18 protein-coding genes and 1 riboswitch are annotated in these 20,044 nt (G+C 73.1%); of the genes, 4 read left to right on the top strand and 14 right to left on the bottom strand.

Features of this window, described 5'->3' with window-relative positions; genetic code table 11:
- Positions 1 to 16: 16 nt before the first annotated feature.
- The 3 genes from FOF52_RS04215 to FOF52_RS04205 are packed head-to-tail and all read left to right on the top strand — an operon-like array spanning position 17 to position 1,378.
- On the top strand, positions 17 to 721 hold the full coding sequence (locus FOF52_RS04215; RefSeq protein WP_248592519.1) for an endonuclease V: 705 nt from the start codon (positions 17 to 19) through the stop codon (positions 719 to 721).
- A 56-nt stretch (positions 722 to 777) separates the two neighbouring features.
- Positions 778 to 987: a helix-turn-helix transcriptional regulator gene (locus tag FOF52_RS04210; RefSeq protein WP_248592518.1), complete on the top strand. Its 210-nt coding sequence runs from the start codon at positions 778 to 780 to the stop codon at positions 985 to 987.
- The gene (locus tag FOF52_RS04205; protein ID WP_248592517.1) at positions 959 to 1,378 is read left to right on the top strand and encodes a hypothetical protein; all 420 of its coding nucleotides are present in this window, start codon (positions 959 to 961) and stop codon (positions 1,376 to 1,378) included. Before FOF52_RS04210 ends, FOF52_RS04205 begins: the two co-directional genes overlap by 29 nt.
- A 9-nt stretch (positions 1,379 to 1,387) precedes the next feature.
- Here FOF52_RS04205 and FOF52_RS04200 read toward each other — a convergent pair whose 3' ends face one another.
- From FOF52_RS04200 to FOF52_RS04150, 11 genes are all read right to left on the bottom strand, one after another.
- On the bottom strand, positions 1,388 to 2,509 hold the full coding sequence (locus FOF52_RS04200; RefSeq protein ID WP_248593744.1) for a tetratricopeptide repeat protein: 1,122 nt from the start codon (positions 2,507 to 2,509) through the stop codon (positions 1,388 to 1,390).
- A 352-nt stretch (positions 2,510 to 2,861) separates the two neighbouring features.
- On the bottom strand, positions 2,862 to 5,735 hold the full coding sequence (gcvP, locus tag FOF52_RS04195; RefSeq protein ID WP_248592516.1) for an aminomethyl-transferring glycine dehydrogenase: 2,874 nt from the start codon (positions 5,733 to 5,735) through the stop codon (positions 2,862 to 2,864).
- A gap of 93 nt (positions 5,736 to 5,828) precedes the next feature.
- Positions 5,829 to 5,920, bottom strand: a riboswitch (glycine riboswitch).
- Positions 5,921 to 6,043: 123 nt separating this feature from the next.
- A complete protein-coding gene (locus FOF52_RS04190; RefSeq protein WP_282573852.1) occupies positions 6,044 to 6,652 on the bottom strand; it encodes a MerR family transcriptional regulator in 609 nt (202 codons plus the stop codon).
- Positions 6,653 to 6,850: 198 nt separating this feature from the next.
- On the bottom strand, positions 6,851 to 7,321 hold the full coding sequence (locus FOF52_RS04185; RefSeq protein WP_248592515.1) for a bifunctional nuclease family protein: 471 nt from the start codon (positions 7,319 to 7,321) through the stop codon (positions 6,851 to 6,853).
- Between the two features lie 230 nt (positions 7,322 to 7,551).
- Positions 7,552 to 8,091, bottom strand: coding sequence for an FHA domain-containing protein (locus tag FOF52_RS04180; RefSeq protein WP_248592514.1), 540 nt, complete (start codon positions 8,089 to 8,091; stop codon positions 7,552 to 7,554).
- Between the two features lie 300 nt (positions 8,092 to 8,391).
- A complete protein-coding gene (locus FOF52_RS04175) occupies positions 8,392 to 10,890 on the bottom strand; it encodes a mannose-1-phosphate guanyltransferase (RefSeq protein WP_248592513.1) in 2,499 nt (832 codons plus the stop codon).
- A 151-nt stretch (positions 10,891 to 11,041) separates the two neighbouring features.
- Positions 11,042 to 11,716: a cardiolipin synthase ClsA gene (clsA, locus tag FOF52_RS04170; RefSeq protein WP_248592512.1), complete on the bottom strand. Its 675-nt coding sequence runs from the start codon at positions 11,714 to 11,716 to the stop codon at positions 11,042 to 11,044.
- Positions 11,717 to 11,806: 90 nt separating this feature from the next.
- Positions 11,807 to 12,454, bottom strand: a complete 648-nt coding sequence (locus tag FOF52_RS04165; RefSeq protein ID WP_248592511.1) for a gamma-glutamyl-gamma-aminobutyrate hydrolase family protein — start codon at positions 12,452 to 12,454, stop codon at positions 11,807 to 11,809.
- A gap of 216 nt (positions 12,455 to 12,670) precedes the next feature.
- Complete coding sequence (locus FOF52_RS04160; RefSeq protein ID WP_248592510.1) at positions 12,671 to 13,585, bottom strand: ArsA family ATPase; 915 nt, start codon at positions 13,583 to 13,585, stop codon at positions 12,671 to 12,673.
- Positions 13,576 to 13,854, bottom strand: a complete 279-nt coding sequence (locus tag FOF52_RS04155) for a cory-CC-star protein (RefSeq protein WP_248592509.1) — start codon at positions 13,852 to 13,854, stop codon at positions 13,576 to 13,578. Before FOF52_RS04155 ends, FOF52_RS04160 begins: the two co-directional genes overlap by 10 nt.
- Entirely contained in the window at positions 13,851 to 15,659 is a 1,809-nt protein-coding gene (locus FOF52_RS04150) for a carbon starvation CstA family protein (RefSeq protein WP_248592508.1), read from the bottom strand. The genes FOF52_RS04155 and FOF52_RS04150 overlap by 4 nt, the downstream gene beginning before the upstream one ends.
- Positions 15,660 to 15,787: 128 nt before the next feature.
- On the opposite strand from FOF52_RS04150, the gene FOF52_RS04145 reads away from it, so the two are divergent.
- Positions 15,788 to 16,594 carry a hypothetical protein gene (locus FOF52_RS04145; protein ID WP_248592507.1) on the top strand — a complete coding sequence of 269 codons (807 nt, stop codon included), beginning with the start codon at positions 15,788 to 15,790 and terminating at the stop codon, positions 16,592 to 16,594.
- A 21-nt stretch (positions 16,595 to 16,615) separates the two neighbouring features.
- Here the strand turns inward: FOF52_RS04145 and thyX are convergent, their stop codons facing one another.
- From thyX to FOF52_RS04130, 3 genes are all read right to left on the bottom strand, one after another.
- The gene (gene thyX, locus FOF52_RS04140) at positions 16,616 to 17,413 is read right to left on the bottom strand and encodes an FAD-dependent thymidylate synthase (RefSeq protein ID WP_248592506.1); all 798 of its coding nucleotides are present in this window, start codon (positions 17,411 to 17,413) and stop codon (positions 16,616 to 16,618) included.
- Positions 17,414 to 17,540: 127 nt separating this feature from the next.
- Positions 17,541 to 17,681 (bottom strand): GPGG-motif small membrane protein, encoded by a 141-nt coding sequence (locus FOF52_RS04135; protein ID WP_248593742.1) that lies wholly within the window; start codon positions 17,679 to 17,681, stop codon positions 17,541 to 17,543.
- A gap of 109 nt (positions 17,682 to 17,790) precedes the next feature.
- On the bottom strand, positions 17,791 to 19,971 hold the full coding sequence (locus FOF52_RS04130; RefSeq protein WP_248592505.1) for an anthranilate synthase component I: 2,181 nt from the start codon (positions 19,969 to 19,971) through the stop codon (positions 17,791 to 17,793).
- Positions 19,972 to 20,044: the final 73 nt, after the last annotated feature.

Raw genomic sequence — 20,044 nt, 5'->3', positions numbered from 1 at the left:
CGATCGAGGTGAGTCCGTGCCGCGTGTGATCCCCGAACTGGCCCGTGAGTCGCTGTGGCCCGCCGACGCCGACGAGGCGCGGGCCCTGCAGGACCGGTTGGCCCCCCGGGTGCGGGTGGAGCCGCTCGACCCGGGCGGGGTGCGCCTGGTGGCGGGGCTGGACGTCAGCTACGGCGCGGCCGAGCTGGTGGCGGCCGCGGTCGTGCTGGACGCGGTGACGCTGGAGGTCGTGGCGCAGGCCACGGTGCGCGCCGCGCCGTCTTTCCCCTACGTGCCGGGCCTGTTCGCGTTCCGGGAGCTGCCGCCGCTGCTGGCCGCCCTGGAGCGGTTGACCGTGGAACCCGACGCCTACGTCTGCGACGGCTACGGCCTGGCCCATCCGCGCCGGTTCGGGCTGGCCTGCCACCTGGGCGTGCTGCTGGACCGGCCGGTGCTCGGCGTGGCCAAGAACGCGTTCGTGAGCGAGGCGGCCGAGCCCGGCCCGACGCGGGGCGCGGCCGCCGACCTGGTCGACGGCGGCGAGGTGGTGGGCCGCTGCCTGCGCGTCCAGGACGGGGTCAGGCCCGTGTACGTGTCCGTCGGGCACCGCGCGGACCTGGACTCCGCGTGCGCGCTGGTGCTGCGGCTGTCGCCGCGCCACCGGATCTGCGAGCCGATCCGCCGCGCCGACCGGCTGTCCCGCGCGGAGCTGGCCGCCCCCGCTGGTGGAAAGCAAACTTGACACACCAGAATGTCAAGCGTACTTTCCATAGTGAGGACACTGTGACGGGGAGAGGAATGGACAACGACGTTCGCGCGTTGCGCACCGCACGGGGCTGGTCCCAGCAGGCCCTCGGCGAACGCCTCGGGGTCTCGCGGCAGACGGTCAACGCCATCGAGAAAGGCCGCTACGACCCCTCGCTGCCGCTGGCGATCCGTATCGCGCGCCTCTTCCAACGACCCGTGGAGGAGATCTTCCATGCAGACGAAGAACCGGCCGCGCCCTGAGAAGTCCCCGCCCGCGGGCGGCTGGCTCGTCCCCGGGCTCTCCGTGGCCCTGGGCGTGCTGCTGGCCGTCCCGGTCGCCCTGCGCGGCGACCTCGGCCTGGCCGCCGCACTGCTGGCCGTCATGGTCGGCTACGCGGTCGTCCTGGTGGTGCTGTCCCGCCGCTTCGAAGCCGCCGACCTGCTGCGCGGCGCGGCCGTCGACGAACGCCAGCACTCGGTGCACGCCAGGGCCGCGTCCTTCTGCGGCTACGCGATGGCCACGGCGGCCGTGGGCGGCTTCGGCTACGGCGTGCTCACCGACCACCCCGCCACGACGGCCTTCGCCCTGCTGTGCTTCGTCGGAGGGGTCAGCTACATCGCGGCGATGGTCTACCACGCGGTGCGCGGCTGAACCGGGCGGTCACTCGGCGCCGGGAGCGGTGCCGCGCAGCCGCGCGCGGACGTCCTCGCGCAGGGCGGCGCCCCACACGTAGTCGTCGGGCACCCGCAGCGCCTCGGCGAGCGCGGCAGGCGGCCGGGCCGCCGGACCGGTCCCGCCCGCCTCCACCGCCAGCAGGGCGTACATCCGGCTGAGCGCCGCGAACAGCTCCCCGGCGAGCAACGGCGCGCTGTCGGAGGCCACCGCCGCCTCCAGGTAGGGGTCCCACCAGAAACCGGTCTCACCGGTCTGCGCGACGGCCTCGGGGTCGGGCTCCGGAAAACCGCGCCGCAACCGGGCGCGGACCAGCGCCGCGACCCGCCCGTCGCGGTGCCCCAGACCGTCGTGCCACACCCGCTCGGCCGTCTCCGCGTCACCGCGCACCGCCAGCAGCCGCGCCAGCAGTTCCCGGGCGACCGCGACACTCGCCGGATCGTCCTCGCCGGAGTCCTGCGCCACGGCGGCGTCGAACTCGGCGATGGCCTGCTCCACGCGCACCGCGCCGAGCAGCGCCCGCAGCGCGGGCGTCTCGCGGGCGGCCAGTCCCCGCGCGACGGCCTCGGCGGCCTCGTCCGCCGCGCCGCGCTCCAGCAGCCGTTCGGCGCGGTCGCGGGCCGCCTCCGCCACCGCCACCGGGTCGTCGGACGCCTCCAGGGCCCGCTGCCAGTGGTCACGCGCGGTCTCGTGGTCGCCGGACGCCTCGTACAGGCGGGCCAGCCCGTGGTGGGCCGCCGCGGCGTGGCGCCCGCCGCCCAGGTCCAGCACCGCCCGCCAGGCGTCGGCGGCTCCCGCCGGGTCGCCCTCCCCCTCGCACAGCAGCGCCAGGTGGTAGGCGGCGCGCGGTGCGAACTCCGCGTCGGCGGTGGCGATCGCCGCCTCGTCGGCGCGCCGCGCGGCCGCGGTGTCGCCGCCGAGCTCGCGCACCACCGCCAGGCCCAGCCCGGCCTGCGCCCTGCGGCGCGGTCCGGCCTGCTGCGCCACGCGCTCGTACAGTGCGGCCGCGCGGTCCAGGCGTCCCGCCTCGGCCAGGTCCCGGGCCTGGTCGCACAGGAGGGCGGCCTCGGCGTCGTCGAGCGTGGGGGCGGAGGCGGGGCTGTCGGGCATCACGGTCGAACGCTGCTTTCCGGCCGGGGGCGAAGACTGCATCGGAGACTAGCCGCTGCCGCCCGATCGCGCACCGCGCAAAGGTCGGTCCGCTCGCGACCGCGGGGCGTCTCCCCGCCCACGCTCCCGGCCCGCCGCGGCCCGGTCTCCGGCAGTCTCCGGGGCCCGGGAAGAGTCCGGCCGCCCCCTGCCGCGGACGTCTTCCGTCCCTCCGCTTCTCTCTCCCCCGGCTTCCCGGGGTTTCCCGTCGGCCACCGGAACCGGGGGCTTTACGTCGTAGATTCACAGAGTCGTGGGTGGTGCCCGGCGTCCCGTGGGGCGGCGCGGACGTCGCGCCGCCCCACGGGACGGCTCACTCCCCGAACGCTTCCGGCGGCGGGCAGGCGCACACCAGGTTGCGGTCCCCGTAGGCCTGGTCGATGCGGCCCACCGGGGCCCAGTACTTGTTCCGCCGCAGGCTCGGCACCGGGTAGGCGGCCTCCGACCGGGAGTAGGCGTGCTTCCAGTCGTCGGCGGTGACCTCCTCGGCGGTGTGCGGGGCGTTGCGCAGCGGGTTGTCCTCGCGGTCGTAGCCGCCGTCGGCCACCCGGTCGATCTCGGCTCGGATCGCGATCATCGCGTCGACGAACCGGTCCAGTTCCGCGAGGTCCTCGCTCTCGGTCGGCTCGATCATCAGCGTCCCCGGCACCGGGAAGGACATGGTCGGCGCGTGGAAGCCGTAGTCGACGAGCCGCTTGGTGACGTCGTCGTTGCTGATCCCGGTGCGCTTCTGCAGCCCCCGCAGGTCGATGATGCACTCGTGGGCGACCAGTCCGCCCGGGCCGGTGTAGAGCACCGGGTAGTACGGGGCCAGCCGCCGGGCCACGTAGTTGGCGGCCAGCACGGCCTGCTCGGTGGCCGCGCGCAGGCCCGGCTCCCCCATCATGCGGACGTAGGCCCACGAGATCGGCAGGATCCCCGCCGAGCCGAACGGTGCCGCCGCCACCGGCCCCACGCCGGTGCGCGGCCCCGCCGCGGCCTGGAGCGGGTGGTTGGGCAGGAAGTCGGCCAGGTGGGCGCGCACCGCCACCGGTCCGACCCCCGGCCCTCCGCCGCCGTGCGGGATGCAGAAGGTCTTGTGCAGGTTCAGGTGGCTGACGTCCGCGCCGAACTCCCCCGGCTTGGCCCAGCCCACCAGCGCGTTGAGGTTGGCGCCGTCCACGTAGACCTGGCCTCCCGCCTCGTGCACCAGGCGGCAGACCTCGGCGATGGTCGCCTCGTACACGCCGTGCGTGGAGGGGTAGGTGACCATGAGCGCCGCCAGGCGGTCGCCCGCGGCGTCGATCTTGGCGCGCAGGTCGGCCAGGTCGATGTTGCCGCCGTCGTCGCAGGCCACCACGGACACCCGCATGCCCGCCATGACGGCGCTGGCGGCGTTGGTGCCGTGCGCGGAGCTGGGGATCAGGCACACGTCGCGCTGCTCCTCGCCGCGGCTGCGGTGGTAGCCGCGGATGGCCAGCAGCCCGGCGAACTCGCCCTGGGAGCCCGCGTTGGGCTGGAGCGACACCGCGTCGTAGCCGGTGACCTCGGCCAGCCACGCCTCCAGGTCCCGCACGATCCGCACCAGTCCCTCGGCCTGGTCCAGCGGCGCGAACGGGTGCAGTTCGGCGAAGGCCGGCCAGGTGATCGCCTCCATCTCCGCGGTGGCGTTGAGCTTCATCGTGCACGAGCCCAGCGGGATCATGGTGCGGTCCAGGGCCAGGTCCCGGTCGGCCAGCCGCCGCAGGTAGCGCAGCAGCGAGGTCTCGCTGCGGTGGGTGTGGAACACCGGGTGGGTGAGGTAGTCGACGTCGCGGCGCAGGTCCGCGGGGAGCGCGGCGGGTGCTGCGGCGTCCCGCTGCGGGGTCCGGGCCCCGAAGGCGCGCAGCACCGTCTCCACGTGCTCGGGGGTGGTGGTCTCGTCGCAGGAGACGCCGACGGTGTCGGCATCGGCGAGGAACAGGTTGACGCCGAGGTCCCTGGCGGCGCGGACCACGTCGGCGGCGCGTGCGGGCACCCGCACCCGCAGCGTGTCGAAGAAGGAGTCGGTGAGCACCTCCACCCCCAGTCCGCGCAGGCCCGCGGCGAGTTCGGCGGTGCGCCGGTGCACCCGCTCGGCGATGGCCCGCAGCCCGTAGGGGCCGTGGTGGACGGCGTACATCCCGGCCATGACGGCGAGCAGCACCTGGGCGGTGCAGATGTTGCTGGTGGCCTTCTCCCGGCGGATGTGCTGCTCCCGGGTCTGCAGCGCCAGGCGGTAGGCGGGCCTGCCGGCGGCGTCCACCGACACGCCGACCAGCCGTCCCGGGAGCTGGCGCTGCAGGCCCTCGCGCACCGACATGTAGGCGGCGTGCGGGCCGCCGAAGCCCATGGGCACCCCGAAGCGCTGGGTGGAGCCAACGGCGACGTCGGCGCCCAGTTCGCCAGGGCTGCGCAGCAGGGTCAGGGCGAGGAGGTCGGCGGCGACCACGGCGAGCGCCCCCCGCTCGTGGGCGGCCTCGACCACCGGCCGCACGTCGCGCACCCGTCCGCTGGCCGCCGGGTACTGCACCAGGACCCCGAACGCGTCGACGTCGGGCAGCCCGTCGGCCAGGTCGGCGACGACCAGGTCGATGCCGAGGGGCTCGGCGCGGGTCCGCAGCACCGCCAGGGTCTGTGCGAACACGTCGGCGTCCACCACGAACACCGACCGCTTCCGCTTGTCGACCCGGCGGGCCAGGGTCATCGCCTCGGCCGCGGCGGTGGCCTCGTCCAGCAGGGAGGCCCCGGCCACCGGGAGTCCGGTGAGGTCGGCGACCATCGTCTGGAAGTTCAGCAGCGCCTCCAGCCGCCCCTGGGAGATCTCCGGCTGGTAGGGGGTGTAGGCGGTGTACCAGGCGGGGTTCTCCAGGACGTTGCGGCGGATCACCGGCGGGGTGACGGTGCCGTAGTAGCCCTGGCCGATCATGGAGACCAGCACGCGGTTGCGGTCGGCCAGGGCGCGCAGCTCGGCCAGCGCCTCGGCCTCGCCGACCGGTTCGGGCAGCGCCAGCGGAGCGGGGGCACCCGGGGCGGTCAGGATGTCGGCGGGCAGCGCCGCGGCCATCAGTTCGGCGGTGGAGGCGTACCCCACGGCTTCCAGCATCGCGGCGCGCTCGGCGGGATCGGGTCCGATGTGCCGGTCGGTGAAGGTGAGCGCCGGGGGACGGAAAGCGTGACGGTCCGACATGGAGACCTCCTGGTCGCTGGGCCGGGGTACGGCGTGCTCCTTGGTCTCCCCCTCTGTCACCTGCGGTCGGCGTGCCGCCGTGCTCCAGAGTGCCTGTCCCACACGGTCCCTGGTGCCTGAGAGGTTGCTGGGGAGGTTTGCCCCGTCGGCGCTCCGCGGCGCGGAGTCTCTCCCGTGTGGTGTCAACGGCCGGTTGTCGGCGGCCGGTCAGCAGTCCGGTCCACCGCACCTCTCATGGTAGCGGCCCGCTCCTCCGAGACCTTCCGGGACTCTGCGGGATCGGCCACATCCGGCGGGACGTGCCGGGGTCAGCCGGTGCGGCGCTGCCGTCGGCGCCGGGCCAGCTCGTCCGCGGGGTGCGGGTCGGCGGCGCGCCGCTCCTCCTCGCTCAGCGGCTCCCCGTGCAGCTCGCCGAGGGTGCCCTCCAGCTCCCGCCACACCCGTCCCAACGCGATCCCGAACATGCCCTGGCCGCCCTGGAGCAGGTCCACGACCTCGTCGGGCGAGGTGCACTCGTAGACGCTGACGCCGTCGCTCATCAGGGTGATGTGGGCGAGATCGGCGGTGGCGCGCTGCCTGAGGTGCTCCACCGCGGTGCGGATCTGCTGCAGGGAGATGCCCGTGTCGAGCAGCCGCTTGACGACCTTGAGGATGAGGATGTCGCGGAAGCTGTACAACCGGTGCCCCGGGGACCCGTCGGGCACGCTGACGCTCGGCTCGACCAGGTGGGTCCGCGCCCAGTAGTCGAGCTGGCGATACGTGATCCCCGCTGCCACGCAGGCGGCGGGGCCACGGTATCCGACGTCCATCGGCAGCCCCACCACGTCCTCTTCACACAGCAGGCCCTGCTCACCCGCCAACCGCACGGCTGACCGCCGATGCTCGGAGGCTTTCTGCTTGCCGCTGATAACCGCCACGCCGAACCTCCGGCTTCCCGGCCTGCGACGGTCTGACTAGGGGAGACAACGGATTTTGACGCCGCAGGCTGCTTCACCTCCGACGGTAAGCCGGGGGCATGGACAGCGTCAACGACAGCTCTCGGCGCGTCGCGGACGACATCGTTTCGCCGATCCGCCCGGCCCGGAACGCACCTGTCCGGCACCGGCCGGAGCCGCTCAGGTCATCCTGCCGAAGTCCTCGGGCGTGATGTTGTCGAGGAACGCCCGGAAGCGCTCCACCTCGTCCTCTTGCTCGTCGGGAATCGCCACCCCGGCCTCGTCGAGGACGTCGTCGCGCACGTAGATGGGCGCGCCCGTGCGCAGCGCCAGCGCGATCGAGTCCGAGGGACGCGCGCTGACCTGCACGCCGTTGGAGAAGACCAGTTCGGCGTAGAAGACGCCGTCCTCCAGGGCGGTGATGTTGACCGTGGTCAGGGTGGTGTTCAACGCGTCCAGGACGTCGCGGAGAAGGTCATGGGTGAGCGGGCGCGCGGGCTTGACGCCCTGCTGCGCCAGCGCGATGGCGGTGGCCTCGACCGCGCCGATCCAGATGGGGAGGTAGCGCTCCCCGTCGGTCTCCTTGAGCAGGACAATCGGTTGGTTGGCCGGCATCTCGACCCGGACGCCGACGACCTCCATATGCTTCACTGCGGCTCCGTCCCACGACTTGTCGCGTTCGGAGGGGCACACGCCGAAGTGCGCTCTGCTCCATTCCCCACGGTACACCGCCGGGGGTCGCCCGCGTCAGGGCGGACGGCGCTCCCGAGGCGGGTCCTCCCCTAAAGCTCTCCGGTCCTGGGCGCGGCAAACCTGTTCCGCGGGCGGGGCCTCGGCCTGGTCGGTCCCGCCCGCTCCGCACGGTCGGCGTCGGTCGCCGGTCAGCCGCGGCGCGGGTTGGTGAGCAGTACCAGCCGGAACTTGCCGATCTGGATCTCGTCCCCGCCGCCGAGCTCCGCTTCGTCGATGCGCTCGCGGTTGACGTAGGTGCCGTTGAGGCTGCCCACGTCACGGACGCCGAAGGAGCCGCCGCGTCGGTAGAACTCCACGTGCCGCCGGGAGACCGTCACGTCGTCGAGGAAGATGTCGCTGTTGGGGTGGCGTCCCGCGGTGGTGAGGTCCTTGTCCAGCAGGAAGCGGCTGCCCGCGTTGGGGCCGCGTTTGACCACCAGCAGGGCGGTCCCGGGGGGCAGGGCCTCCACCGCGGCCGTGTCGGGGGCCGCGTCCTCGACGCTGTCGGCCTCGGCCTCCAGCGCCTGGATGCCGCTGATGGAGATCGTGGACGTCGTCTCGCCGACGCGGTCGCGGCGCTCACGTGGCTGAGACAGATCCCCTCGCGACCGGTTGACGGGGGAACCGCAGTTGGAGCAGAAGCGGGCATCATCCGCGACGGCGTGACCGCACTGCGTGCAGTTCGACATAGGTCGGCTCGGCCTCCTACCGCACGGGGCGGTCCTTGAATCGGCTTGGTGACTTACAGGTGACGGAGATGGCGGTCCGTGGACCCCGCGCCTCAGGTCAGGTCCTTTCCATATCCCTTCCCCACAATCACCTCTTTTTTCACCATCTCTTACACCAAGAGCGCTCGGCTCTAAACCTTATCCGCACGGCGCTGGGAACCGTGCAGTCCTGGAGTCTTCCCTGATTCCAGGTCGATTTCAAACTCCGCACACGCCGGGCGCGCGGCTCCGGGACCCCGGGGCCGCGCGCCCGGTCCTGGGTCAGCCCTCGGCCCGCTCGACCACGGCCGCCCACTCCTCCAGGAGGCGCTGGGCGGTGTCGTCGTCGGGGCCCTCGGCCCACAGGTGGGTGACCGCCTCGGCGGTGTCGGGGAGCACCAGCGCCCAGGAGCCGTCGGGCTCGATGACCCGGACCCCGTCGGTGGTGTCGATCTCGCGGCCGGCAGCGGCCTCCACCACCTCGCGCATGACACTGCCCTTGACCGCCCAGGGGGTGGGCACCGAGCGGCGCAGCAGGTGCGCCTGCGGAATCCTCTGGTCGATCTGGCTGAGCGACATCTTAGTGCGCGCCACCAGTCCGATCAGTCGCACGAACGCGGCGATTCCGTCGCTGGTGCGGGAGAACTCCGGCAGGATGAACCCGCCCCGGCCGTCGGCAGCGAAGATGATGTCCTCGGCCAGCGCGGCCTTGGTCAGCTCGTCGGTGGCCGTGGGGGTCCACTGCACCTGGACGCCGTGGAAGTTGGCGACCTGCTCGGCCACCCGGGTCGTGGTGACCGGGAGCGCCACCCGGCCGCCCTTCCGTTCGGCCGCCACCAGGTCGAGCACCACCAGCAGCGCACGCTCGTTGTCGACCAGTTCACCGCTGCCGTCCACCAGCTGCAGCCGCTCGGCCACCGGGTCGAAGCGGACCCCGAAGTCGGCGCGTGCCGAGGCCACCAGCTCGCCCAGGCGCTGCAGGTCACGCGTCTGCTTGGCCAGCGTGTCGGTGGGCGAGGCCTCGTCGAGGCGGTTGTTGACGGTGAGCACCTCGGCGCCGATCCGGCTGAGCAGGGCGGGCAGGATCAGCGATCCGGTGCCGCCCGCGCAGTCCACCACGACCTTGAGGTTGGCCTCGTCCACCCCGCTCAGATCGATGCTGCGCAGCAGTTCCTGCGTGTAGGCCTCGATACTGCGGGAGGGGAAGGACAACTCGGCGATCTCGCCGGGGAAGGCCCTGCGGTACTCCTGGCGGGAGAAGACCCGCTCCAGCTTGCGCTGGGCGGCCGGGGACAGGTCGGCCCCGCTGGAGTCGAGGAAGACGAGGTCCACCGACTGCGGGTCCCCCGGGGTGGTGCGCAGCGCGATGCCGCCGCTGATCCCCGACTGGGACGTGTGGAAGCGGGCCAGCGGCAGCGGGGCCGCCTCCAGGTCCTGGACGTTGATGGCCGCCGCGGTCAGCGCGCTGACCACCGCCCGTTTGAGGGTCCGCGCCGCCCGGGAGACGTCCCGGGAGGCGGTGACCACCGCGCCCTTCTTCAGGGTGGTGGCGTAGGCGCTGGCCAGCCGCACCACCAGCTCCGGGGTGATCTCCACGTTGATCAGCCCGGACACGCCGCGGGGGCCGAACAGCGAGCGCTGCCCCTTGGACTCCCAGATGACGTTGGTGTTGACGACCGCGCCGGCCTCGATCGTCTTGAAGGGATAGACCTTGATGTTGTTGGCGAGGTAGGCCTCGGCCTCGATGACGCACTCCTCGCCGACGACCGTGCCCTCCTCGACCCGGGCCCCGGCCATGATGTCGGTGTTCTTGCCGACGACGCAGCCGCGCAGGTTGGTGCGGGTGCCCACGTACACGTTGTCGTGGACCACCGCCCGGTGCAGGAACGCCTCGGAGCGCACCACCACGTTGCTGCCGAGCACGGTGAACTCGCGCAGTTCCGCCCCGGCCTCGACCTTGGCGTAGTCGCCGATGTAGAGGGGGCCCTTGAGGACCGCGTCGGGGTCGACCTCGGCGCCCTCGGCCACCCAGATGCCGGGGGAGACCTCGAAGCCGTCGATCTCGACGTCGACCTTGCCGGAGAGCACGTCGGCCTGGGCGCTCAGGTAGCTCTCGTGGGTGCCCACGTCCTCCCAGTAGCCCTCGGCGATGTAGCCGTACAGCGGCGCACCGTCCTTGAGCAGCTTGGGGAAGACGTCGCTGGACCAGTCGACGTTCTCGCCGGCGGCGACGTGGTCCAGGACCTCGGGCTCCATGATGTAGATGCCGGTGTTGACGGTGTCGGAGAAGACCTGGCCCCAGGTGGGCTTCTCCAGGAACCGCTGGATGCGGCCGTCGTCGTCGACGATGATGATGCCGAACTCCAGCGGGTTGGCGACCCGCTTGAGTCCGATGGTCACCATCGCGCCGTTCTCGCGGTGGAACCGGACCATGTCGGTCAGGTCGATGTCGGTGAGCGCGTCGCCGGAGATGACGATGAACGGCTCGCCCCGCAGGTGCTCCTCGGCGTTCTTGACGCTGCCCGCGGTGCCGAGCGGCACCTCCTCGGCGACGTAGCGCAGATTCATTCCGAGTTCCTCGCCGTCACCGAAGTAGTTGCGGATGAGGGTGGCGAGGAACTGCACGGTCACGACCGTGTCGTCGAACCCGTGTCGCTTCAGCAGGCGGAGCACGTGCTCCATGATCGGCCGGTTGACAACGGGTAGTAGTGGTTTGGGCTGGTTGGCGGTCATCGGGCGGAGTCGGGTGCCCTCACCGCCGGCCATCACGACGGCCTTCATCTCGGCCACCTCCAAGCCCCGGGGATCGTTCGGCGAACCGCCATGGCACGGGGTCTCATGGTGGGGATGCTGCTCCCTTCGTTGTCACGACGCGGTGGCCCGGAGTGACCGGAGGCGGGCTGTCCGGGCGTTCGTGCCCGGGTGCCGTGCTTCACCGCCGGTGCGGTGCCGACCGGTCCGTCCGCCGTTCGCGTCCGGGGCCCGTGTCACCTCCCTGGACGCGTTCCAGGGCGCGACTGCGTCTGATCAGCCGTGAGCCCTGGACCGAGTACAGCAGTCCGGCCCACCAGTAGAGGGCTGTTCCCCATATCGCGAAGGCCCAACCAACGATTTGCGCCACATATCCGACGGCTCCGGAATACCCGGCCAGGAACAGCAGCGGAAAGGCGTAGAGAAGGCACAGCGTGGCCGCCTTTCCGGCGAAATTGACCGGAAGCGGCCCGTACCCGTAGTAGCGCAGCACCGGCAGCGCGCCGATGATGAGCACGTCGCGCAGGACCAGGATCGCCATCAGCCACCAGGGGATGATGTCGCGCACGACCAGTCCCAGCAGCGCGGCGAAGATGTAGAGCCGGTCGGCCATGGGGTCCAGGAGCGTGCCGAGCCGGCTGGTCTGGTTCCAGGCCCGTGCGATCTTGCCGTCGAGCCAGTCCGACAGTCCGGCCGCGGCGAGCACGCCCAGTGCCCAGACGTCGGCCCGCGGGCCGAGGACCAGCCAGAGGAACAGCGGGACGCCGAGCAGCCGCAGGACGCTGATCATGTTCGGGACCGTCCAGATCCGGTCCGCGGCGTCGTCGCGCTCCCCCTGGTTCGTCGCGGTCGCCATCTCACCTCCCCGTTTGAGGTGAGCCTACCCGGCGTGCGGGGGTCCTCCTCCTGCCGCGCGCGGGAGGGGGAGGCCTGCCCCGCGGCGGCCTCAGCCTCCGGCGTGTTCGACCAGCGCCCGGAACAGCCGGCGGTCCGTCGCCTCCTCGGGACGCCAGCGCACCGCGACCCCGAAGGGGTGGTCGGCGACCTCCAGGGCCTCCACCGCCCGGGTGCCGTCCCAGGCCACGGGGACCAGTTCCGCGCCGATCCGGTTGACGCCGGGGCCGTCGGCCCGGCGCACGCGGGCGCGGTCGCCCAGGACCTTGCCGAGCACGCTGCTGACGTTGACCGTCACGTCGGTGTCGACCAGGCGTACCGCGTGGCCGGCGGCGGGCAGCAGGCTGCCCCCCATCGCGACGTTGAGGACCTGGAGTCCGCGTTCGACGGCGAGGAAGGGGCGGCGGGCGGTGACGGCGGCGCGGACGAGTTCGGTCTCGAAGCGGTCCCGCCGCGGGTCGGCCTCGCCGGAGTCCTCGTCGGCGCCCACGGGCGCCCCGGTGGTGAGGACGAAGCCGTCGAAGCGGGCGAGGAGGTCGCCGACCCGCCGGGGGTGGACCGGGGCGAGGACGACGGGCAGCCCGCCCGCGCGGTCGACCTCCCGCAGGAACGGGGTGGCCACGACCGCCGCCTCGCGCACCCAACTCCCCCAGCGCGCCGGTTCGAGGTGACTGGTGATCCCGATGAGCGGACGGGGCATACGTCCTCCTGGACGGCCGGGGAAGCGGGCGGTGAAGCGGAAATCCTATTGCCTGCGGGCTTCGCGCGCACCCTCCGCGACGTTGACGGCTTTTCCCTGTCGCCGTGCCGGCGGAGTCGGGGCGCTGACGGGGAGCGGGACCGGCCGGCCATTCCCCTTTCCCGCCTTTTCATGAAAAAGGGGCTTGTTGTGCCGCTGCCGCTCCGGGCAGGCCCTTCAGCGGCCGCGGTCGGGCTCCGGCACGAGCAGGGGCGGCAGGGTGCGCAGCGCCTCCGGTCCGAGGGGCTCCTCCGCCAGCAGCGGCACCTCCACGAGCCCGGGGGCGGCGAACAGGGCGCGGATCCGCTCCATCGTCGCCGGGGCGGGCCGGGCCGGGACCTGGTTGACGGCCCCGACCCCCAGGGTGAACCCCTCCGCCTCCAGGGCCCGGGCGGCGCGGCGCGTCTCGGCCACCACCGCCTCGCGGGGCAGGGTCACCAGGCACACCACCGCGTCGGAGCGCAGCCGCGCGGCGGCGGCCTCCAGGCGGCGCCGCCGCGCGTGCAGCTTCTCCAGCATCGGATCGGCGGTCCGGTCCGCCGCGTCGAACAGTGCCGCGGCGGGGCGGTCCGCGGCCACGGCGCGTTCCCGCTGGTGCGCCAGGCCCTGGATCCAGGGGGTGAGCAGGGTCGGCAGTGCGAGCATCCGCAGCAGGTGGCCGGTCGGCGCGCTGTCCACGACCAGCCGGTCCCAGGTGCCGGGCACCTGTTCGAGGTAGTCGACCAGCCGGTCGTTGAGCGCCGACTCGGCCATCCCGGGGGCGGCCGCGGCGTGCCGCAGGTGCCGGTGCACCGCGGGCATGACCTCGTCGGGCACCACGGTGCGCGCGTCGTCGGCGATCCGGGCGACCCTGCGGCGCACCGTCGCCCCGGCGTCGGGTTCGACCGCCCAGAGGCGGTCGGCGACCCGCCGGGGGCGGTCGCCCAGCCGTGCCTGCAGGACGTCGCCGAGGGAGTGGGCGGGGTCGACGGAGACGAGCAGCGTGCGCTGTCCGCGGTCGGCCAGGGCGAGGGCGTGGGCGGCGGCCAGCGTGGTCTTGCCGACGCCGCCCTTGCCTCCGACGAAGGTGACGGCCGCCCCGGTCAACAACACACCCCCGGGTCGCCGAACCGCTCCCGGCCCATCCGGCGGTGCCACTCGTGCAGGTCGGCGACCAGGTACGGGATGAGGTCGAGGGTCTCGTAGGACGCCGGGTCGTCCACGCCGAGCGACCGCAGCAGCAGCACCGCCCGGAAGGCGTCGGCCCGGCGGCGGTCCTCGCGGCGCAGCGCCTGGCGCCAGCGCGCGGCGAACCACTCCTCGTGGACCGCCTCGACGCGCCGCCAGGCGCGGGCCAGGCGGCCGCGGCGTGCCGGGGTCACCGCTCCCCCGATCCGGCCGGCTCCGCCGGGTCGGCGGGGTTGGCTCCGGCCGCCTCGGCCGTGCCCTCCTCCGCGCGGCCCCCGTCCGCCGGGCCGGCGGGCCCGGCGGCACCGGCGGGCCGGGCGGTGCGCGCCGTCCACGCCGAGCGCAGCGCCAGCGACGCCTCGACGATCAGCCACAGGGCCAGCGCGAAGATGACCGCGTCCAGGGGGGCGAGCAGGAACACCTGCACGGGGTCGTCGGCGGTGACGAAGCGGACCAGGTTGATCACCAGCGCCCAGGAGGTCATCACCAGCAGGAACACCAGCGGGACGAGCACCGCCAGCGGGTTGCGGCTGCTCTTGGTGACCCACACCGCGATGACGGCCAGCGCCAGTCCGGCGGTGAGCTGGTTGGTGGTGCCGAACAGCTGCCACAGGGTGCCGAAGGCGAAGTCGCCGGGGACGAGCGCCAGGGCCAGCGGCACGGCCACCGCCACCAGGGTCGCCAGGGTGAGGTTGCGGGCCAGCGGCCGGAACCGGGCGGTCTCGGCGATCTCCTGCACGATGTAGCGCTGCAGCCGCACGCCGGTGTCCATGGTGGTGGAGGCGAAGCTGATGATCACCACGGCGGCGAAGACGACGCCGACGCTCTGGGGGACTCCGAGGTTGGCGGCGAAGCTCGCCACGCCGGCGACGAAGTTGTCGGTGGCGCCGCCCGAGGCGGTCGCGTAGTCGACGTAGAGCGCGTCCCAGTCGGCGCGGGTCGCCGCCACACCCGCGGTGCAGGCCAGGATCGCGCACAGCGCGAGCGTCCCCTCGCCGAGGGCGCCCAGGTAGCCGACGTAGCGGGCGTCGGTCTCCCGGTCGAGCTGCTTGGCGGTGGTGCCCGAGGCGACCAGGCTGTGGAAGCCGGAGATCGCGCCGCAGGCGATGGTGATGAACAGCAGCGGGAACCAGGGCGGGGAGCCGTCGGGCACGTCGTTGACGACCGGCGCCACGATCCGGTCGAGGCCCACGACCACGCCGAGCAGGATCACCGCCAGCGCCACCAGCATCTGCTGCTGGTTGACGTAGTCGCGCGGCTGCAGCAGCAGCCACACCGGCAGCCGGGAGGCGACGAAGGCGTAGCCGAAGACCAGGATGATCCACAGGGTCTTGGGGGTCAGGCCGACCGCGGCGGCCAGCGGGTCGATGGTGATCGGCAGCAGCAGGCCCAGCGGGATGGAGGCGTACACCAGCGCCAGCACGACCAGGGAGGGCAGCAGCGCCGCGCTGCGCGTGCGGTAGACGTACTGGCCCACGCCGACGGCCAGGGGGATGGTGACCAGGGTGGGCAGCACCGCGCTGGGGGTGGCGACGAACAGGTTGGCGATGACCACCGAGAAGACCGCGTTGACCAGGGTCAGCAGGAAGAAGATGATGACGAGGAACAGGACGCCGGCGCGGCGGCCCACGACCTCGCCGGCCAGGGTGCCGATGCTCTTGGCGCGGTGGCGGACCGAGACCGCGAGCGCGCCGAAGTCGTGCGCGCCGGCGGCGAAGACCGTGCCCAGCACGACCCACAGCAGCGCGGGCCCCCAGCCCCAGAACACCGCGACCGCGGGGCCGACGATGGGGGCGGCTCCGGCGACCGAGATGAAGTGGTGGCTGAAGAGGACGTACCGGTTGGTGGGGACGAAGTCGACCCCGTCGGAGTAGCGGTGGGCGGGGGTGACGTAGTCGGGGTCCAGCCCGTAGACGCGCCGGGCCAGGTAGGAGGAGTAGTAGCGGTACCCCAGGGCGAAGAGCGCCAGGACGGCGACCAGCACGACGACGGCAGGCATGTCGCTCCTTCGGTCGCGGCGGCGCCCGCGGCGCGGGGTCGCCGCGCACGTTCCGTAGCGCCGCCGGTCGGCTGCGTCAGGATCCCACCGAAAGTAACATGAGATCCACGCCACACAAAGGGGGTGTCGTGGGTTCCCTCGCCACGGTCTGGGAGCGGTCGGCGGCCGCGGAGCTGTCCTGGGTCTCCCCGTCGGGACCGGTCGGTGTGCCCGTGGTCCCGCTCGTGTGGGAGGGGCGTCCGTGCGTCGCGCTGCCCTTCTCCCAGCTCGCGCTGGCCGACACGCTCACCGGCGGGCACGCCGCGTTCAGCGTCACCGACGCCCGCGCGCTGCCGGAGGGCTCTCCCGCGGTGGCCGCCGCCGGTCCGGTGCGCGTCAGCCACGACCTGTCCGGCGACGTCTTCGTGGGCGCGCTGCTGGAGCAGGAGGTCCGCAAGCACCCGCCGACCCGCCGGCGCGCGGGCGGGCTGCTGGCCCGCCGGGAGAACTGGTGGTGGGTGCCGCGCGTGCTGGTCACCCTCCTCGACACCGTGGAGGAGCGGGTGCTGCCGCCGCGCTCCCGCCCCGGCGACGCCGTGCTGGTCGGCGCCCGTGCGCGGCGGCCGACCGTCGACGTGGTGACCGCTTCCGCCTGGCCCGCGGCCCCCGGGTCGCGCATCGGGCTGCGCGGTCCCGACGGCGGTGCCCCCGCCGCACCGGCCGGGGACGGCTACGTCTTCGCCCACCGCCACAGCCCGGACTTCGAGGAGTGGGAGCGCTGGCACCGCCGCGGCGTCCTGGCGGGGGCGGTGCTGACCGTCACCGATGCGGCCGGCGCTCCGGCGGAGTCGGTGCGGCCGCTGGGGCTGTGGGCGCGGCTGCGCGCCCACCGGGACCTGGCCGGGGCCTGCCGCCGGGGCATCGCCGCCGCCGAGGCGCGCACCGGGCTGCGGTGAGCCCCGGGGCAGCACCCGGGCTCAGACCTTGCGCCACTCGGGCACCCAGGCGCCGTCGGTGACCGTGTAGTCGCCGAACAGCGCGGGGGCCTCCTTGACCAGCAGCTCGCCGATCCGGTGGAACACCAGGCGGATCTCCTCCTCCGCGCCGGGGGCGGTGCGGGTCTCCAGGGTGTGGCGGAGGGTGCGCACGTTGGCGGTCCACACCAGGCCGGTCGCCACTCCCTCGGGGGCGAAGCGGCGCATGAAGGAGGTGCGGTGCTTCTTGACCGCGAAGGGCACCCCCTCGTCGTCGAGGCCGAAGTGCTCGGCCATCCAGTGCTGGAACTCCTCCATGCGCTCCAGCAGCTCGGTGGCGCGCCCCATCAGCTCGGGGTCCTCCCGAGCCCAGTCGGGGAACCAGAACGGCAGGTCGGTCAGGCGCACGAAGCGCAGCGACTCCTGGGAGATCGCCACGCCGGGGCGGTGCCGGACGAGTTCGTGGGTGGCCACCCGGGACACGTTGTGCAGCACGAAGCTGAAGCTGACGTGCTCCAGCACCGACCCGTGCATGCTGGCCAGGATGTTGCCGAGGTAGGCGTCCTGGTCGGTGCGGACCCGGGTGACGTTGGGGTTGAGGCCGGGCTTCCAGGAGCGGTAGCACAGCCGTCCGGCGAACTCGGCGAGGTTCTGCGGGTCGTTGAGGGGTTCGTCGAGTTCCCCCCGGTCCAGCCGCGCCAGCCAGTCGCTCCCGCCCACGTCTGCGAGGTAGCGCGCGATCTCGTCGTAGTCCAGTTGCGGCCGCGCGATCAGGTGGACCTCGGGCTCGACGTGTTTCACCACCGGTTCCGTCCCCCAGCTCAGTTCCGTGTCTGCGGTCCCGGGGCGCTCGGGGCGCGGCCGGGACCGCAGAAGAACCTAGCAGTCGTACGGGGCGGGGGCCCACTCCGGTCGTGTCCGGCGGCCGTCACAGTCCCGCGAAGCTGCTCGGGGCCAGGATGACGCCGACGACGACCAGTACGACGCCCCACAGCAGCTGTCGGCGGAGGAGGGCCGCGACGCCGGCCACGATCAGCACGATTCCGAGGAGCAGCAGGAGAATGCTCAGGATGCTCATGGCCCCGCTGCTGCCCGGGGACCTCCCGGGGAAACGGCCCTCCTACCAGACGGGGCGGAAAACGCCGGTCAACCGGGGCACAATGATTTTCCCGCCTTGGTCACCGGCGGGCCAGCCGCAGCACGTTGGCCAGGATCGGCTCCCCCACCCGGGCGCTGAGGATCGACTCGGGGTGGAACTGCACCGCCCACCGGCGCTTCCCGGGGTTCTCGATCGCCATGACCACCGGGACGCCGCGGTCCTCGGTCACCGCGGTGACGTCGAAGCCCTTCACCCGTTCGGGAGTGGTGTAGGTGGAGTGGTAGCGGGCCGCGGTGAACTCGCCGTTCCCGCCCAGGCCGGACAGCAGTTCGCCGCCGGTGACCCGGATCCGTCCGGGTTTGCCGTGCACCGGTTCGTCCAGGGTGAGCAGTTCGCCGCCGGCGTGCTCCACCATCGCCTGCAGGCCCAGGCACACCCCGAAGACGGGCAGGTCGCGGGCGTCCAGTTCGTCCAGCAGTGCGCTCATCGCGAAGTCGGCGGGCAGTCCCGGTCCCGGGGACAGCACCACCAGGTCCGGGCGCATCCGGTCGAGCAGGGCCGGGTCGAAGCCGTAGCGCACCGTGGTGACCTCGGCTCCGTGGCGGCGCACGTAGTCGGCCAGGGTGTTGACGAAGGAGTCCTCGTGGTCGACGAGCAGCACCCGCATCCCCGCCCCCACCTGTTCGACGGTGCGCTCCGCGTGCTCGGGTTCCGCTCCGGCCTCGTCGGTGAGGGTCTCCAGCAGCGCGCGGGCCTTGAGGAAGGTCTCGCGTTCCTCGGCGTCGGGGTCGGAGTCGTAGAGCAGGGTCGCACCCGCCCGCACCGTGGCCACGCCGTCGCGGATGTGGGCGGTGCGCAGGGTCAGGCCGGTGTTCATCGACCCGTCGAAGTTGACCACGCCGACCGCGCCGCCGTACCAGCGGCGGGGGGAGCTCTCGTGCTGTTCGATGAAGCGCATCGCCCAGGTCTTGGGGGCGCCGGTGACGGTGACGGCCCACATGTGGGTGAGGAAGGCGTCGAAGGCGTCGAACTCGGCGCGCAGGGTGCCCTCGATGTGGTCGACCGTGTGGATGAGGCGGCTGTACATCTCGATCTGGCGGCGGCCGATCACCCGCACGCTGCCGGGTTCGCACACCCGGGACTTGTCGTTGCGGTCCACGTCGGTGCACATGGTCAGCTCCGACTCCTCCTTGGCGGAGGAGAGCAGCTCCTTGATGTTCTCGGCGTCGCCGACGGCGTCCGCGCCGCGCCTGATGGTACCGGAGATGGGGCAGGTCTCCACCCGCTGGCCCGCCCCGGGGCGGCCGCTGACCCGCACGAACATCTCCGGGGAGGCGCCGACCAGGTACTCGCCCTCGCCGAGGTTGAGGAAGAACTCGTAGGGGGCGGGGTTGCGTTCGCGCAGCCGCTCGTAGAAGCGCGCGGGCGAGGCGCAGGGGGCGTAGAGGCGGTGGCTGGGCACGACCTCGAACAGGTCGCCGCGGCGGAACCGCTCCTTGGCCTCGGCCACGATCCGGGCGTAGGAGCCGGGCTCGGGCGGCGGGGGCACCTCGGCGGCCACCACGGGCGGGGTGGGGTCGGTGCTGCGGGGCAGGCCGCGGGTGGCGGAGCCGACCGGGCCGCTGAGCGCCGCCGGGACGGTGAAGTCGTAGGAGTAGCGACGGCAGACCTCGCGCTTGCGGTCGTGCACGATGATCTCGTCGGGCAGGTGCAGCACCAGGTCGCGGTCGTCCGGGTCGCGCTTGAGGACCTGTTCGATCGGTTCGAACTGGAAGGCGAGGTCGTAGCCGAACGCGCCGTACAGGCCCAGGTGGGGGTCGCCGTCGTGGAAGAACAGCGCCACCAGGGCGCGCAGCGCGGAGAAGACGCTGGGGCGGCGGCTGCGCTCCTCCTCGGTGAAGAACTCGTCGGGGGCGGGCTCGGGGACGGCGACCTCGACCGAGTCGTCGGTGCGGGCCGTCACGGCGCCGTGGGCGGCGAGCGCCCGGACCACGGCGGGCAGCAGCACCCGGCCGCGGTCGTTGAGGGCGGCGGCGCCGATCCGCCGGTCCCGCGCGACGACCTCCAGGCACGGGTCGACGTATCCCAGGTGCCAGCGGCTGTAGCGGCCGGGGTACTCCATGCCGGAGGAGAGGACGCCGCCTCGGTGCCGTTCCACCTTGGCGGTCAGTTCGGTGAGCGCACTGGGGTCGCAGGGGACGGCCGTGCGGTGCACGGTGATGCCGCCGCCGGTTGTGTAGGAGTGGGAGGTGTCGTCCACGGGCCGGTCCTTCACTGAGGTGGTTGCTGGCTGTCGACACCCGGACCGCGGACAGCAGAAACGACCGCCGGCC

It is taken from the genome of Thermobifida alba (genome assembly GCF_023208015.1).
GTDB classification, from domain to species: Bacteria; Actinomycetota; Actinomycetes; order Streptosporangiales; family Streptosporangiaceae; genus Thermobifida; species Thermobifida alba.
Note: the sequence above shows the minus strand (reverse complement) of the source record. Positions and strands in the feature narration are given on the sequence as shown.

What these genes read in the sequence shown, in the direction of transcription:
- gcvP (WP_248592516.1), bottom strand. Translation starts at nt 5,735, where the DNA reads ATGTCGGACCGTCACGCTTTCCGTCCCCCGGCGCTCACCTTCACCGAC.
- clsA (WP_248592512.1), bottom strand. Translation starts at nt 11,716, where the DNA reads ATGGCGACCGCGACGAACCAGGGGGAGCGCGACGACGCCGCGGACCGG.
- FOF52_RS04200 (WP_248593744.1), bottom strand. Translation starts at nt 2,509, where the DNA reads ATGCCCGACAGCCCCGCCTCCGCCCCCACGCTCGACGACGCCGAGGCC.
- FOF52_RS04210 (WP_248592518.1), top strand. Translation starts at nt 778, where the DNA reads ATGGACAACGACGTTCGCGCGTTGCGCACCGCACGGGGCTGGTCCCAG.
- FOF52_RS04165 (WP_248592511.1), bottom strand. Translation starts at nt 12,454, where the DNA reads ATGCCCCGTCCGCTCATCGGGATCACCAGTCACCTCGAACCGGCGCGC.
- FOF52_RS04150 (WP_248592508.1), bottom strand. Translation starts at nt 15,659, where the DNA reads ATGCCTGCCGTCGTCGTGCTGGTCGCCGTCCTGGCGCTCTTCGCCCTG.
- FOF52_RS04175 (WP_248592513.1), bottom strand. Translation starts at nt 10,890, where the DNA reads ATGAAGGCCGTCGTGATGGCCGGCGGTGAGGGCACCCGACTCCGCCCG.
- FOF52_RS04180 (WP_248592514.1), bottom strand. Translation starts at nt 8,091, where the DNA reads ATGTCGAACTGCACGCAGTGCGGTCACGCCGTCGCGGATGATGCCCGC.
- FOF52_RS04205 (WP_248592517.1), top strand. Translation starts at nt 959, where the DNA reads ATGCAGACGAAGAACCGGCCGCGCCCTGAGAAGTCCCCGCCCGCGGGC.